14 protein-coding genes and 1 tRNA gene are annotated in these 14,517 nt (G+C 68.9%); 8 read left to right on the top strand and 7 right to left on the bottom strand.

Features of this window, described 5'->3' with window-relative positions; translation table 11 throughout:
* Positions 1-816 precede the first annotated feature (816 nt).
* The 8 genes from dnaN (at position 817) to ACIF83_RS27575 (ending at position 10,701) form a co-directional block, all read left to right on the top strand.
* Positions 817-1,947, top strand: a complete 1,131-nt coding sequence (dnaN, locus tag ACIF83_RS27610; protein ID WP_389179031.1) for a DNA polymerase III subunit beta — start codon at positions 817-819, stop codon at positions 1,945-1,947.
* A 154-nt stretch (positions 1,948-2,101) separates the two neighbouring features.
* A complete protein-coding gene (gene gnd / locus ACIF83_RS27605) occupies positions 2,102-2,977 on the top strand; it encodes a phosphogluconate dehydrogenase (NAD(+)-dependent, decarboxylating) (protein ID WP_393474750.1) in 876 nt (291 codons plus the stop codon).
* Positions 2,978-3,029: 52 nt separating this feature from the next.
* Positions 3,030-4,151, top strand: coding sequence for a DNA replication/repair protein RecF (gene recF, locus ACIF83_RS27600; protein ID WP_393474753.1), 1,122 nt, complete (start codon positions 3,030-3,032; stop codon positions 4,149-4,151).
* Positions 4,148-4,693 (top strand): DUF721 domain-containing protein, encoded by a 546-nt coding sequence (locus tag ACIF83_RS27595; RefSeq protein WP_145878975.1) that lies wholly within the window; start codon positions 4,148-4,150, stop codon positions 4,691-4,693. Before recF ends, ACIF83_RS27595 begins: the two co-directional genes overlap by 4 nt.
* Before the next feature lie 364 nt (positions 4,694-5,057).
* Positions 5,058-7,127, top strand: a complete 2,070-nt coding sequence (gyrB, locus tag ACIF83_RS27590; RefSeq protein ID WP_393474758.1) for a DNA topoisomerase (ATP-hydrolyzing) subunit B — start codon at positions 5,058-5,060, stop codon at positions 7,125-7,127.
* Positions 7,128-7,169: 42 nt separating this feature from the next.
* Positions 7,170-9,764 (top strand): DNA gyrase subunit A, encoded by a 2,595-nt coding sequence (gene gyrA / locus ACIF83_RS27585; RefSeq protein WP_393474760.1) that lies wholly within the window; start codon positions 7,170-7,172, stop codon positions 9,762-9,764.
* A 19-nt stretch (positions 9,765-9,783) separates the two neighbouring features.
* Positions 9,784-10,512, top strand: coding sequence for a DUF3566 domain-containing protein (locus tag ACIF83_RS27580; RefSeq protein WP_393474763.1), 729 nt, complete (start codon positions 9,784-9,786; stop codon positions 10,510-10,512).
* 112 nt (positions 10,513-10,624) lie between these two features.
* Positions 10,625-10,701 (top strand) — tRNA-Ile (locus tag ACIF83_RS27575).
* Between the two features lie 55 nt (positions 10,702-10,756).
* Here ACIF83_RS27575 and ACIF83_RS27570 read toward each other — a convergent pair.
* The 7 genes from ACIF83_RS27570 to ACIF83_RS27540 all read right to left on the bottom strand — a co-directional run bounded on the left by ACIF83_RS27570 (position 10,757) and on the right by ACIF83_RS27540 (position 14,508).
* Positions 10,757-11,839 (bottom strand): tyrosine-type recombinase/integrase, encoded by a 1,083-nt coding sequence (locus tag ACIF83_RS27570; RefSeq protein WP_399730857.1) that lies wholly within the window; start codon positions 11,837-11,839, stop codon positions 10,757-10,759.
* Between the two features lie 74 nt (positions 11,840-11,913).
* Positions 11,914-12,102 (bottom strand): helix-turn-helix domain-containing protein, encoded by a 189-nt coding sequence (locus ACIF83_RS27565; protein ID WP_399730854.1) that lies wholly within the window; start codon positions 12,100-12,102, stop codon positions 11,914-11,916.
* Positions 12,099-13,487 (bottom strand): replication initiator protein RepSA, encoded by a 1,389-nt coding sequence (repSA, locus tag ACIF83_RS27560; protein ID WP_399730851.1) that lies wholly within the window; start codon positions 13,485-13,487, stop codon positions 12,099-12,101. Before repSA ends, ACIF83_RS27565 begins: the two co-directional genes overlap by 4 nt.
* Positions 13,484-13,726, bottom strand: a complete 243-nt coding sequence (locus ACIF83_RS27555; RefSeq protein WP_399730848.1) for a hypothetical protein — start codon at positions 13,724-13,726, stop codon at positions 13,484-13,486. Before ACIF83_RS27555 ends, repSA begins: the two co-directional genes overlap by 4 nt.
* A gap of 8 nt (positions 13,727-13,734) precedes the next feature.
* Positions 13,735-13,914, bottom strand: coding sequence for a hypothetical protein (locus ACIF83_RS27550; RefSeq protein WP_399731214.1), 180 nt, complete (start codon positions 13,912-13,914; stop codon positions 13,735-13,737).
* A gap of 93 nt (positions 13,915-14,007) precedes the next feature.
* A complete protein-coding gene (locus ACIF83_RS27545) occupies positions 14,008-14,307 on the bottom strand; it encodes a SpdD protein (RefSeq protein ID WP_399730845.1) in 300 nt (99 codons plus the stop codon).
* Between the two features lie 15 nt (positions 14,308-14,322).
* The gene (locus ACIF83_RS27540; protein WP_399730842.1) at positions 14,323-14,508 is read right to left on the bottom strand and encodes a mobile element transfer protein; all 186 of its coding nucleotides are present in this window, start codon (positions 14,506-14,508) and stop codon (positions 14,323-14,325) included.
* Between the last annotated feature and the right edge of the window lie 9 nt (positions 14,509-14,517).

The raw sequence follows: 14,517 nt of genomic DNA, 5'->3' as shown, positions 1-14,517 counted from the left end.
GCGTCCCGCCGACGGCCCGTCGCCGTGCCGCGGGCGTCCCTCCCCGGCCACCGAGTGTTCGATTAAGTGCCTGGTTACGGCCACTCTCCACAGATTCGGTGAGTTTCTTCCGTCCACATCCTGGGGACTGTCGAGTTGTCCCGAACTGCATCCACAGGGAGCCTGGGGAAGCGGCGTCCGCCCAGCTCAGCTGCCTGTGGAATCGTGGACGAACGATCTCCACAGCCTGTGGACGAAGCAGAGATCCACAGGCTGTGCACGAGGTTTTCCACGGGAAGCCCACAGGCTGAGCCCGGTTGTCCCCAGTGAACCCCGGCTTCTCCACATGGCTGTCCACTGTTCGGCAACGCGACGCACCCTCTCACCGCGTCGAGTGAAAGCCGTCACACGAAGCTGCCGGATTGGGGTGTGGGAAACGTGGGTAAACCTGGGGACACAGCTGGGGAGAACTGCCCTCGAGCTGTGGGCGGTGTGTGCAGAACTTTCTGTTCTCCACAGAGACCCCTGGTTGTCCACCGCCTCCACCCACAGGGTCAGTGGACAAAATTCCCGCTCTGAGCTGGGCAAACGTGGTTATCCACGGTATCCACAGCCCCTACTACTACTCCCGACTAGAGAGAGCTCGGAATCCGTTTCGAAGCGGGGCCTGTGCACAACTCGCGCTCTCGAGCCCGGCTGCCCGTCGGAGCGACTTGACCCCGACAGGCACCTACTGTCAGTGCGGTGCGTCAGACTGGTCCCCGGTGTCCTGCCCTTCGCAGTGGGCGGTGACACCGAGTCGGAGGACTCAGTAGCAACAGCAGGAGGCGGCTTACGGTGAAGATCCGGGTGGAACGCGACGTACTCGCGGAGGCAGTGGCGTGGGCTGCACGCAGCCTCCCGGCCCGTCCGCCGGCGCCTGTCCTCGCCGGCCTCCTGCTGAAGGCCGAGGACGGCCAGCTGAGCCTGTCGAGCTTCGACTACGAGGTCTCCGCTCGCGTGAGCGTCGAGGCCGAGGTCGAGGAGGAGGGCACGGTCCTCGTGTCCGGCCGCCTGCTCGCCGACATCTCCCGCGCTCTCCCCAACCGCCCGGTGGAGATTTCCACAGACGGTGTACGGGCGACCGTGGTCTGCGGCTCCTCGAGGTTCACACTCCACACCCTGCCTGTGGAGGAGTACCCGGCGCTGCCGCAGATGCCGACCGCGACGGGCACCGTCCCCGGCGAGGTCTTCGCCGCCGCCGTGTCCCAGGTGGCCATCGCCGCCGGCCGTGACGACACGCTGCCCGTCCTCACCGGTGTGCGCATCGAGATCGAGGGCGACACGGTCACCCTGGCCTCCACCGACCGCTACCGCTTCGCGGTCCGCGAGTTCCTGTGGAAGCCGGAGAACCCGGACGCCTCCGCGGTCGCCCTGGTCCCGGCCAAGACGCTCCTGGACACCGCCAAGTCGCTCGGCGCGGGCGACAGCGTCACGCTGGCGCTGTCCGGCTCGGGTGCGGGCGAGGGCCTCATCGGTTTCGAGGGCGCGGGCCGTCGTACGACCACGCGTCTGCTCGAGGGCGACCTGCCGAAGTACCGCACGCTGTTCCCGACCGAGTTCAACTCCGTCGCCGTGATCGAGACCGCCCCCTTCGTGGAGGCCGTCAAGCGTGTGGCCCTGGTCGCCGAGCGGAACACCCCGGTGCGGCTGAGCTTCGAGCAGGGCGTGCTGATCCTGGAGGCCGGCTCCAGCGACGACGCACAGGCTGTGGAAAGGGTCGACGCCCAGCTGGAGGGCGACGACATCTCTATCGCCTTCAACCCGACCTTCCTGCTGGACGGTCTGAGCGCCATCGACTCCCCGGTGGCCCAGCTGTCGTTCACGACGTCCACCAAGCCCGCGCTGCTCAGCGGCAAGCCGGCGCTGGACGCCGAGGCGGACGAGGCCTACAAGTACCTGATCATGCCGGTGCGGCTCAGCGGCTGAGCCGCGGCCGCCGGTATCCACAGGACAAAGCCCCAGGTGAGGGCATACGTATGAGCGCGTATGCCCACAGCTGTGCGTGAGGGTCCGGGACTAGGCTCGGACCCGGGTACGCAGGTGCCCCACACGCCACACAGCAACCTAAGGAACACAACTGATGGAGCTCGGTCTCGTCGGCCTCGGCAAGATGGGCGGCAACATGCGCGAGCGGATCCGCCGCGCGGGCCACACCGTCATCGGATACGACCGCAACGCCGATCTCGCGGATGTCCACAGCCTGGAAGAGCTTGTGGGCAAGCTCAGCGGTCCGCGCGTGGTCTGGGTGATGGTCCCGGCCGGCGACGCCACGCAGTCCACGATCGACCGGCTCGGCGAGCTGCTGGAGCCCGGCGACGTGGTCGTGGACGGCGGCAACTCCCGCTGGACGGACGACGAGAAGCACGCCGAGGAGCTGGCCGCCAAGGGCATAGGCTTCGTCGACTGCGGTGTCTCCGGCGGCGTCTGGGGCCTGGAGAACGGCTACGCGCTGATGTACGGCGGCGACGCCGAGAACGTCGCCAAGGTGCAGCCCGTCTTCGACGCGCTCAAGCCGGAGGGTGACTTCGGCTCGGTGCACGCCGGCAAGGTCGGCGCGGGCCACTTCGCGAAGATGGTCCACAACGGCATCGAGTACGCGATGATGCAGGCCTACGCCGAGGGCTGGGAGCTGCTGGAGAAGGTCGACTCCGTGGAGAACGTCCGCGAGGTCTTCCGCTCCTGGCAGGAGGGCACGGTCATCCGTTCCTGGCTGCTCGACCTCGCGGTGAACGCGCTGGACGAGGACGAGCACCTCGGACAGCTGCGCGGTTATGCACAGGACTCCGGTGAGGGACGCTGGACTGTGGAAGCCGCCATCGACAACGCGGTGCCGCTTCCCGCGATCACCGCGTCGCTGTTCGCGCGGTTCGCCTCCCGCCAGGAGGACTCGCCGCAGATGAAGATGATCGCCGCGCTGCGCAACCAGTTCGGCGGCCACGCCGTAGAGAAGAAGTAATCCACAGGGTCGCTCCGCGATCCACAACCCTGGGGGAGGTCGGCGAACGACCATGCACGTCACGCATCTTTCGCTGGCCGACTTCCGCTCGTACGCCCGGGTCGAGGTCCCGCTCGACCCGGGCGTCACCGCCTTCGTCGGCCCCAACGGGCAGGGCAAGACCAATCTGGTCGAGGCGGTCGGCTACCTCGCCACCCTCGGCAGCCACCGCGTCGCCTCCGACGCCCCCCTGGTCCGCATGGGTGCCGAGCGGGCCGTCATCCGGGCGCAGGTCAGACAGGGCGAGCGGCAGCAGCTGGTCGAGCTGGAGCTGAACCCCGGCCGGGCCAACCGCGCCCGCATCAACCGGTCCTCGCAGGTCAGGCCGAGGGACGTGCTGGGCATCGTGCGGACCGTGCTGTTCGCTCCGGAGGACCTCGCGCTGGTCAAGGGCGATCCCGGTGAGCGGCGCCGGTTCCTGGACGAGCTGATCACCGCGCGCGCGCCGCGCATGGCGGGCGTGCGCTCGGACTACGAGCGGGTGCTCAAGCAGCGCAACACGCTCCTGAAGACCGCGGCGCTCGCGCGCAGGCACGGCGGCCGCTCGATGGACCTGTCCACGCTCGACGTGTGGGACCAGCACCTCGCGCGCGCGGGCGCCGAGCTGCTCGCCCAGCGCCTGGACCTGGTCGCCGCGCTGCAGCCGCTGGCCGACAAGGCGTACGAGCAGCTGGCCCCGGGCGGCGGTCCGATCGCGCTGGAGTACAAGCCGTCCGCGCCCGGCGAGGCGCACACCCGCGAGGACCTGTACGCCCAGCTGATGGCGGCGCTCACGGAGGCGCGCAAGCAGGAGATCGAGCGGGGCGTCACCCTTGTGGGTCCTCACCGGGACGATGTGATGCTCAAACTCGGCGAGCTGCCCGCCAAGGGCTACGCCTCCCACGGCGAGTCGTGGTCCTACGCCCTCGCCCTGCGCCTGGCCTCGTACGACCTGCTGCGCGCGGAGGGCAACGAGCCGGTGCTGATCCTCGACGACGTGTTCGCCGAGCTGGACGCCCGCCGCCGTGAGCGGCTGGCCGAGCTGGTCGCGCCCGGCGAGCAGGTGCTGGTCACCGCCGCTGTGGACGACGACGTACCGCATGTACTGGTCGGCGCCCGCTATGCGGTGGCCGACGGGACGGTGGAGCGCGTATGAGCACCGACGAACCCACCCCGAAGAACCCCGGGAAGTCTCCGGAGCCCTCCGGTGTCGACCTCGCGCGCGTGGCGTTGCGCGCCGCGAAGGAGCAGGCACGCGCGCGTGGCGACGCGGCGCGGCAGAAGAAGCAGGCGCGGCGCGGCGGCGGTCTGCGCTCGGGTGCGCGCGCCGACGGGCGTGACCCGATGGCGCTCGGTGCCGCGATCAACCGGTTGCTCAACGAGCGCGGCTGGGAGACGCCGGCCGCGGTGGGCGGTGTCATGGGCCGCTGGCCGCAGATCGTCGGCGAGGACCTGGCGAAGCACTGTGTGCCGCAGCGGTACGACGAGGACGAGCGGGTGCTGTCCGTGCAGTGCGACTCGACGGCGTGGGCGACCCAACTGCGGCTGCTCGCCCCGACCCTGGTCGCCCGGCTCAACGAGGACCTCGGCCACGGCACGGTCCGCCTGCTCAAGGTCAACGGTCCCGGCGGTCCCGCCCGGCGCTACGGTCCGCTGCGGGCTCCGGGAAGCACGGGCCCGGGCGATACCTACGGGTGACGTACCTCACGTCGCGCGGTCGGGGCGTGGTGCCGTCGTACCCCTTGTCGCAGCCCTGTGCACAGGTGTGGACAGCGAGCTGACCCCCCAGTAGCCAAGGGTTGACGGCCCGAAGCGCTGAGTGGCGCTGTGAGCCCCTCGGAGCCCCCATCCGCATATCGGGACCCGGCCGAGACCGGTTGAGGGCGGCACATGAGGACTCAGGTACCGGCAAACCCCCATCACTGTCGGCGCTACCGGTAGACTGGAAGCCAATCCCGCCCCAATCGTGGGGACCGCCCGGGAAAAGCTGAGCAACGCTGATCAAGGCTTACCAACGCAACATGCCGCAGCCGCTCCGGCAACCCGCCGACGAGCCCGGCTCGTGCTGTGCCAGAAAGGGCGCTTCGTGGCCGATTCCGGCAACCCCAACGAGAACATCCCGTCCACCGACGCCGGCGTGACTGCCGAGGCCACCGCCTCCGCGTCCTACGACGCCAGCGCCATCACCGTGCTCGAAGGGCTGGACGCGGTCCGCAAGCGGCCCGGCATGTACATCGGCTCCACGGGCGAGCGCGGTCTGCACCACCTGGTGTACGAGGTCGTCGACAACTCGGTCGACGAGGCGCTGGCGGGCTACGCGGACACCATCGACGTGACGATCCTCGCCGACGGCGGCGTGCGCGTCGTCGACAACGGCCGTGGCATCCCCGTGGGCATCGTGCCCTCCGAGGGCAAGCCGGCCGTGGAGGTCGTGCTGACCGTGCTGCACGCGGGCGGCAAGTTCGGCGGCGGCGGTTACGCCGTCTCCGGCGGTCTGCACGGTGTGGGTGTGTCCGTCGTGAACGCGCTGTCCACGAAGGTCGCCGTCGAGATCAGGACGGACGGCCACCGCTGGACGCAGGACTACAAGCTCGGCGTCCCGACGGCCCCGCTCGACCAGCACGAGGCGACGGACGAGACCGGCACCTCGGTCACCTTCTGGGCCGACCCCGACATCTTCGAGACCACCGAGTACTCCTTCGAGACGCTGTCCCGGCGCTTCCAGGAGATGGCCTTCCTCAACAAGGGCCTGACCCTCCGGCTCACCGACGAGCGCGAGTCGGCGAAGGCGACCAGCGGTGCGGACGAGGCGGGCGCGGACGAGAAGGCCGAGGTCAAGACCGTCACGTACCACTACGAAGGCGGCATCGTCGACTTCGTGAAGTACCTCAACTCCCGCAAGGGAGACGCGGTCCACCCCACCGTGATCGACCTGGAGGCCGAGGACAAGGACAAGAGCCTGTCCCTCGAGGTCGCCATGCAGTGGAACAGCGGCTACAGCGAGGGCGTGTACTCCTTCGCGAACATCATCCACACCCACGAGGGCGGTACGCACGAGGAGGGCTTCCGCGCGGCCCTCACGAGCCTGATCAACAAGTACGCGCGCGACAAGAAGCTGCTGCGCGAGAAGGACGACAACCTCACCGGTGACGACATCCGTGAGGGTCTGACCGCGATCATCTCGGTCAAGCTGAGCGAGCCGCAGTTCGAGGGTCAGACGAAGACCAAGCTGGGCAACACGGAGGCCAAGACCTTCGTGCAGAAGGCGGTCTACGAGCACCTCAACGACTGGCTGGATCGCAACCCGGTCGAGGCCGCGGACATCGTCCGCAAGGGCATCCAGGCGGCCACCGCGCGCGTGGCGGCCCGCAAGGCCCGCGACCTGACCCGCCGCAAGGGCCTGCTGGAGAGCGCGTCCCTGCCGGGCAAGCTGTCGGACTGCCAGTCCAACGACCCCACCAAGTGCGAGATCTTCATCGTCGAGGGCGACTCCGCCGGCGGCTCGGCCAAGTCCGGCCGCAACCCGCAGTACCAGGCGATCCTCCCGATCCGCGGCAAGATCCTCAACGTCGAGAAGGCCAGGATCGACAAGATCCTGCAGAACCAGGAGATCCAGGCGCTGATCTCCGCCTTCGGCACCGGCGTGCACGAGGACTTCGACATCGAGAAGCTCCGCTATCACAAGATCATCCTGATGGCGGACGCCGACGTCGACGGCCAGCACATCAACACCCTGCTGCTGACCTTCCTGTTCCGCTTCATGCGGCCCCTGGTCGAGGCCGGGCACGTGTTCCTGTCCCGTCCGCCCCTGTACAAGATCAAGTGGGGCCGGGAGGACGTCGAATACGCGTACTCGGACCGCGAGCGCGACGCCCTGCTGGAGATGGGCCGTCAGCGCGGCAAGCGGGTCCGCGAGGACTCGATCCAGCGCTTCAAGGGTCTCGGCGAGATGAACGCCGAGGAGCTGCGCGTGACCACCATGGACATCGAGCACCGCGTCCTCGGCCAGGTCACCCTCGACGACGCCGCCCAGGCCGACGACCTGTTCTCGGTCCTGATGGGCGAGGACGTCGAGGCCCGCCGCGCGTTCATTCAGCGCAACGCCAAGGACGTCCGCTTCCTCGACATCTGAGTCGGTCTCAGCTGACCGCAGCAGAAAGGATCTTCACCAGCAATGGCCGACGAGAACACTCCTGTCACCCCTGAAGAGGGCGGCGACATCGTGATGCGCATCGAGCCCGTCGGGCTCGAGACGGAGATGCAGCGCTCGTACCTGGACTACGCGATGTCTGTCATCGTGTCCCGCGCGCTGCCCGACGTCCGGGACGGTCTCAAGCCCGTCCACCGCCGTGTGCTGTACGCGATGTACGACGGCGGCTACCGCCCCGAGCGCGGCTTCTACAAGTGCGCGCGCGTGGTCGGCGACGTCATGGGCAACTACCACCCGCACGGCGACTCCTCGATCTACGACGCGCTGGTGCGCCTCGCCCAGCCGTGGTCGATGCGGATGCCGCTGGTGGACTCCAACGGCAACTTCGGCTCTCCGGGCAACGACCCGGCGGCCGCCATGCGCTACACCGAGTGCAAGATGGCGCCGCTGTCGATGGAGATGGTCCGTGACATCGACGAGGAGACCGTCGACTTCACGGACAACTACGACGGCCGCTCCCAGGAGCCGACCGTCCTGCCCTCCCGCTTCCCGAACCTGCTGATCAACGGCTCGGCCGGTATCGCGGTCGGCATGGCGACCAACATCCCGTCGCACAACCTGCGCGAGGTCGCGGCCGGCGCCCAGTGGTACCTGGAGAACCCGGAGGCCACGCACGAGGAGCTGCTGGACGCGCTCATCGAGCGCATCAAGGGCCCGGACTTCCCGACCGGTGCGCTCGTCGTGGGCCGCAAGGGCATCGAGGAGGCGTACCGTACCGGCCGCGGCTCCATCACGATGCGCGCGGTGGTCGAGGTCGAGGAGATCCAGAACCGCCAGTGCCTGGTGGTGACGGAGCTGCCGTACCAGGTCAACCCGGACAACCTGGCGCAGAAGATCGCCGACCTGGTGAAGGACGGCAAGATCGGCGGCATCGCGGACGTCCGCGACGAGTCGTCGTCCCGTACGGGCCAGCGCCTGGTGATCGTCCTCAAGCGGGACGCGGTCGCCAAGGTCGTCCTGAACAACCTGTACAAGCACACCGACCTGCAGACGAACTTCGGCGCCAACATGCTGGCGCTGGTCGACGGCGTGCCGCGCACCCTCTCCCTGGACGCGTTCATCCGCCACTGGGTGACGCACCAGATCGAGGTCATCGTCCGCCGGACCCGCTTCCGGCTGCGCAAGGCCGAGGAGCGCGCCCACATCCTGCGCGGTCTGCTGAAGGCCCTGGACGCCATCGACGAGGTCATCGCGCTGATCCGGCGCAGTGAGACCGTCGACGTCGCGCGCACCGGCCTGATGGGCCTCCTGGAGATCGACGAGATCCAGGCGAACGCCATCCTCGAGATGCAGCTGCGCCGGCTGGCCGCCCTGGAGCGCCAGAAGATCGTCCAGGAACACGACGAGCTCCAGGCGAAGATCAACGAGTACAACCAGATCCTGGCCTCCCCGGTCCGCCAGCGCGGGATCGTCAGCGAGGAGCTGGCCGCGATCGTCGAGAAGTACGGCGACGACCGCCAGACCAAGCTGATCCCGTACGAGGGCGACATGTCCATCGAGGACCTGATCGCCGAGGAGGACATCGTCGTCACCGTCTCGCGCGGCGGTTACGTCAAGCGGACGAAGACGGACGACTACCGGGCGCAGAAGCGCGGCGGCAAGGGCGTGCGCGGCACGAAGCTGAAGGAAGACGACATCGTCGACCACTTCTTCGTCTCCACCACGCACCACTGGCTGCTGTTCTTTACCAACAAGGGCCGGGTGTACCGGGCGAAGGCGTACGAGCTGCCCGAGGCCGGCCGGGACGCGCGCGGCCAGCACGTGGCGAACCTGCTCGCCTTCCAGCCGGACGAGGCGATCGCCGAGATCCTCGCGATCCGCGACTACGAGGCGGCGCCGTACCTGGTCCTGGCCACCAAGTCCGGCCTGGTCAAGAAGACGCCTCTGAAGGATTACGATTCGCCCCGTTCCGGCGGTGTGATCGCGATCAACCTGCGTGAGCGCGAGGACGGCTCGGACGACGAGCTGATCGGTGCCGAGCTGGTCTCGGCCGACGACGATCTGCTTCTGATCAGCAAGAAGGCACAGTCGATCAGGTTCACCGCCTCGGACGACACCCTGCGCCCGATGGGCCGCGCCACCTCCGGCGTCAAGGGGATGAGTTTCCGTGAGGGCGATGAACTTCTGTCGATGAATGTTGTTCGACCCGGTACGTTCGTGTTCACTGCCACGGACGGCGGGTACGCGAAGCGGACCGCTGTCGACGAGTACCGCGTCCAGGGTCGCGGCGGCCTCGGTATCAAGGCCGCCAAGATCGTGGAGGACCGCGGTTCTCTCGTCGGCGCGCTGGTTGTCGAGGAGAACGACGAGATCCTCGCGATCACCCTGTCCGGCGGTGTGATTCGTACGCGAGTCAACGAGGTCAGGGAGACGGGCCGTGACACCATGGGCGTCCAACTGATCAACCTGGGCAAGCGCGATGCCGTGGTCGGTATCGCACGTAACGCCGAGGCGGGGCGCGAGGCGGAGGAGGTCGACGGCGAGGATGCCGTCGACGAGACCGCCGAGGGTGCCGCGACCACCGGCACGGACGAGGGTGAGGCGCCCTCGGCCGAGTAGGCACGAGGAGTGAGTCATCGTGAGCGGAGCCACGGGCGCGGGATCGGCCGGTACCTCTGTGGGTACGGAAACGGACGGCGGCGGCCGTGGCTCCGCCGCGCGTGCGGCGGACCCGCACACGACCCAACTGCGCAAGATCGAGGCAGGCACGGCCGACTCGCCCTCGCCCGACACGGATGGATCCCAGGGGGGAACTGTGACGGACACCCGCGGCCCGAAGACCCAGTCCGGCTCCGCCGAGCGGCAGCAGGCGTCCCCGCTGCCCGGTGAGCGGCGCCCCGAGTCCGCGGAGCCCTACCACCCGCCGCAGGCCTATCCGGCGCAGGCTCCCGCCGGGGCGGTGCGCCGGCCGCGCACCGGTGCGAAGACGGCGCCGCGCACCCGCAAGGCCCGGCTGCGGGTCGCCAAGGCCGACCCGTGGTCGGTGATGAAGGTCAGCTTCCTGCTCTCCATCGCGCTGGGCATCTGCACGATCGTCGCCTCGGCGGTGCTGTGGATGGTCATGGACGCGATGGGCGTGTTCTCCACGGTCGGCGGCACGATCTCGGAGGCCACCGGCTCCAACGAGGCGAACGGCTTCGACCTCCAGGCCTTCCTCTCGCTCCCGCACGTCCTGACGTTCACGTCGATCATCGCGGTGATCGACGTGGTCCTCGCGACCGCGCTGGCCACCCTCGGCGCGTTCATCTACAACCTCTCCGCGGGCTTCGTGGGCGGCATCGAACTGACGCTGGCCGAGGACGAGTGACCCCACCTGCCGGGCTCTCCTGGCAGTCCCCCGACAACCGATTTTGGGACTGCCGCCCTCGTGCGCTAATCTTCAGGAGTCAGCGCGCGGGACACACACCGCAGAGCGCGGCGGGGCTATAGCTCAGTTGGTTAGAGCGCATCCCTGATAAGGATGAGGCCACAGGTTCAAATCCTGTTAGCCCCACCAGCGAAAAGACCCCCAGTCGGCAACGGCTGGGGGTCTTTGACATCCATGGCTGACATCAGCCGATGAGCGGGTCTTCCAGAAGCTCGGCCAGCAGGCTCACTGCTTCCCTCTCACTGTCGCCCACAACGTGCGTGTAGACGTCCATGGTCATGCTGATCTGACTGTGCCGCAGGATCGCCTGAGCGACCTTGGGGTGCACCTTCAGGAAGGCGAGCAGGGTGCCGCAGGTATGGCGGGCGAGCCGGACCGTGATTCGCCGCACACCGGCCCTCTTGACGAGGCGGTCAAAGGTCCGGGAGAAGCCGACCGGGTCGATCATGCCGCCGTGCTCGGAGGAGAAGATCAGATCCTGATTCGGCTCCTGGGACCAGCAGTCACCGGCAATCTTCCGCTCCAGCTCTTGGAGCTCCCGGCGCTCCTCCAGGACGCGAGCGCAGAACTCTGGGAGCGGGAGCACGGCCTGGGAAGACTCCGTCTTGAGGTCCTTCAGGACGAGGCCCGAACCCTTGACCCGCTGCACCTGCTTGACCGGGGTGAAGTGGCCGGCCTCGAAGTCGACGTCCTGCCAGCGCAGGCCGAGCACCTCGCTGCGGCGGAGGCCGAGGACCAGGACGAGGACGCAGGCCGCGTAGAGGCGGTGAGCGCGAACGGAGCGAAGGAACTCGATCGCCTCTCGTGCGTTCCACGCCATGCCCTTGTCCTTGGTCACCTTGGGCATGTCGACCAGCAGGGCGACGTTGCGCGTGACCAGCTCCTCACGCATGGCCCGGTTGAGCGCGTTTCGGAGGACGCGGAGGACCTCGAAGCGGGCGGAGGCCCCGACCTTCTCCCGCGCCAGCGTGGCCATGAAGACACGGATCTGAGCCGGAGTGAGCTTTACCAGGGGCTTCTTACTGAGGTGAGGGACGAGGTAGAGCCTCACCTTGGACTCGTACTTGACGTACGTGTTGTGCTCGCGCTCCGGAGCGACGATGTGCTCCAGCCAGTAGGCCAGCCACTCGCCGAGCGTCCAGGACCGGGACGGCACCGGGATGCCGTTGCGCTCCTGGTCCTGAAGCTTGCCGAGCTTCTCGTTGGCTTCGTCCCAGGTCCGGCCGTACACGTACTTACGCACCCGGTTGCCGTCCGTGTCGGTCACGTACGCGGCACCTTGGTACCGGCCATCGGACCGCTTGGCGATCGTGCCGCCACCATTGGGCCGACGCTTCGCCATCAGGCAGCCTCCCCGATCTGAGCCCTGATGAAGTCGTGCAGCGCCTGGTCCGGGATGCGCCGGCACCCGTCGACCTTGATGGACGTGAGGCGGTGCGTACGGATCAGGTCGTAGACCTTGGTCCGGCCCAGCTTCAGCCGCGCCATGACCTCGGGCACGGTCAGCAGGACAGGGGCGGCAGTGGTCATGCGTCGGCTCCTTCCAGGGCGTTCGAGGCGTGTAGCTCTTCGCGGGCGATCTCGCGGTTGTGCTGGATGTCGCGGCGGATGTTGGCGGCGAGCCAGGATTCGCCGGGGGTGTGGCCGTGACCGGCGTAGGTCCAGTGGGCGAGGGTGAGCGTGGTCGCTTCCTCGTCGGGGCCGGGCAGGCCGAGCGCTTGGCCTTGCTGGGTGGCGCGGTAGTCGGCGCGGACCTGGCGGAGGGCGCCGAGGGTGGTGGAGTAGCGGCGGGACTTGGTGGAGAAGTGGCCGCGGAAGCCGAGCATGTGGGCCCAGTCGCGGAGCTTCCGGTCCGGGTAGAGCGGGTGCAGGTCGAGGCAGGCCGCGATGAGTCGGGCCGGGTGGTCGGGCACGCCCAGGAGGGCCAGGGCCTCCTTGTTGCCGATGCGCCGGTCTACGGTGCCGGTGGTCTCGGCGGCTTTGGTGGCGTACTTGGCGACGTAGGAGGCGACGGCCTGTTCGGTGATCTCGGCACCGTCTCCGAAGGCTCGGATAGGCCGTACGTCGATCTGCTCGCCCCATCGGAGGGTGCGGGCGGGTTGGTCTCCGGCTGGGGGCACGTCGACGGCGACGCGGTCAGCGGCGGCCTGGATGGCGTCGGTGAGGAGTCCGAGGGTGGCCCAGGGCGGGGGTGGTGAGTCGGGTCCTTCGGGGCCGTCGAAGCGGATGACGGCGTGGAAGTGGACGGCTCCGCGCTTTTGGTACTCGGCGACCTTGCCGAAGGACACGCGGGACTGCTCGTGTGCGGCTTTCTGGGTGAGCCCGGCCCGCTTGGCGATCTCGCGGCGCAGGTAGATCGTGAAGTAGCGCCACAGGTCGGAGGCGTGGTTGTTCCACAGCACCGCGCCGACGTAGTCATACGACTCAGGGTCGAGCGGGGTGCCGAGTTCGGGGGCGTCCTCCTGGTGGTGGGTGCCGCAGCGGCACGGCCGGTTGCCGGGCCGGTTGTGGACCGGGCCGAACGAGGGCGCTGTGAGGGTGGCGAACACGCGGGGGTGGTCGCGGATCGTCTCGGGGGTGCCCTTGGCGGGGTCGCCGACGAGGCCGGCGCGGATGAGGTGGTAGGTGTCGCCCGCGTAGGTCCAGGCGCAGGACGGGCAGCGTGAGGCCCGCCGGTTGCCGCAGGCCACGCGGAGGACACCGCCGGGTTCGGTGTCGGTCGAGTAGGAGTGCAGAACGTGGCCGGTGGCCGCGTCGCGGGTGACGGTGGTGCCCGTCAGGCGGATCGGGTCGGTGCAGCCGCCGGTGCGGCGGATCTGGTCTTGGATGCGGTCGAAGCCGGTGGACCCGGCCAGCCTCAGCACGTCGGCGAGGGTGGCCGGGTCCAGGCCCGCCATCGTGGCGGCATCGGTCACGCGGAACCCTCCAGAGCGGTGTCGGCGAGCTGGTCGAGGACTGCGGCGGCTTCCTCGGCGACGCGGGCCAGGACGCGCAGGGCGTCGGCAGTGCCCGGACGGGCGATCAGCGCAATGTCGACGAACTCGCCTCCGACACGGAGGCTGACGAAGCCTTCGTCCTCGGGCGTGGGGGCGAACACGCTCAGGCGGGCGGTGGTGTCCGGCTCCATGTGGGCGGAGGTAGTGAGCGTCCTCATGGCAGCGGTCACCTCCCGACGCGGGCGAGGCGGGCGGCAGACGCGGTGCCCGAACCCTTGCAGGCCGGGCAGGTCACGCGGAGGGTGACGCGGGTACCGTCACAGTGGCGGCTGCCGGTGGTGATGGCGACGGCGGCGAAGCCGTCGCAGTCGCGGCAGATCCGCGCGGGCGGCGTGTGCTGGGGCATCATGGGCTTGCCTTTCGGGTCCGTTGGATCTGGAAGGTGGGAAGGCACCCGGAGCGGCGGAAGTTTGGCGACCGAGGCCGCTCCGGGGGCCGTTCAGCGGTGGTTGTGCAGGTCCTTGAGGAGCAGGCGCAGGACGACCGCGACCAGGGCGACGGAGACGCCGGTGATGGCGACGGCCAGGAGCATGGAGACCAGGACCGCGCCGACGACGAGGACGACGGCGCCGCCACCGGCCGCGAGGGCGAGCGCGCTGCCCGGGGTCAGCTGAATGGTCGGCCGCTGGGAGACCGGCGCGGGGACGACGGGGGCCGGGGCCTGAGCCGCCGGGACTTGAGCGGTGACCGGTGCCGATGCGGCGGCGGTGTCCTGGGGCGGGTACTTCGGTGTGAACACGGTCTCTTCCTCCTGTCAGGCGGTGCAGCGGTGGGTGCGGGCGGCGAGTTCGGCGGCGGAGCGGTCGCGGTGTTCGGTGGAGAAGCCGCAGCCGGGGGCGGTGCAGGCGGCGGTGTGCTTGGTCTGGCCCCGGCCGTTGTTGTAGGTGCCGACCTCGACCGGGCCGATGCGGATCACGTTGTAGAAGCGGTTCGGGCGCACGGGTGGACC

The sequence above is a fragment of the Streptomyces sp. NPDC085866 genome (genome assembly GCF_044541035.1).
In the GTDB taxonomy this organism is placed as follows: domain Bacteria; phylum Actinomycetota; class Actinomycetes; order Streptomycetales; family Streptomycetaceae; genus Streptomyces.
Note: the sequence above shows the minus strand (reverse complement) of the source record. Positions and strands in the feature narration are given on the sequence as shown.

Coding starts and splice junctions, on each gene's coding strand:
- gnd (WP_393474750.1), top strand. CDS start 2,102: ATGGAGCTCGGTCTCGTCGGCCTCGGCAAGATGGGCGGCAACATGCGC.
- recF (WP_393474753.1), top strand. CDS start 3,030: ATGCACGTCACGCATCTTTCGCTGGCCGACTTCCGCTCGTACGCCCGG.
- ACIF83_RS27595 (WP_145878975.1), top strand. CDS start 4,148: ATGAGCACCGACGAACCCACCCCGAAGAACCCCGGGAAGTCTCCGGAG.
- gyrA (WP_393474760.1), top strand. CDS start 7,170: ATGGCCGACGAGAACACTCCTGTCACCCCTGAAGAGGGCGGCGACATC.
- ACIF83_RS27565 (WP_399730854.1), bottom strand. CDS start 12,102: ATGACCACTGCCGCCCCTGTCCTGCTGACCGTGCCCGAGGTCATGGCG.
- ACIF83_RS27555 (WP_399730848.1), bottom strand. CDS start 13,726: ATGAGGACGCTCACTACCTCCGCCCACATGGAGCCGGACACCACCGCC.
- ACIF83_RS27550 (WP_399731214.1), bottom strand. CDS start 13,914: ATGCCCCAGCACACGCCGCCCGCGCGGATCTGCCGCGACTGCGACGGC.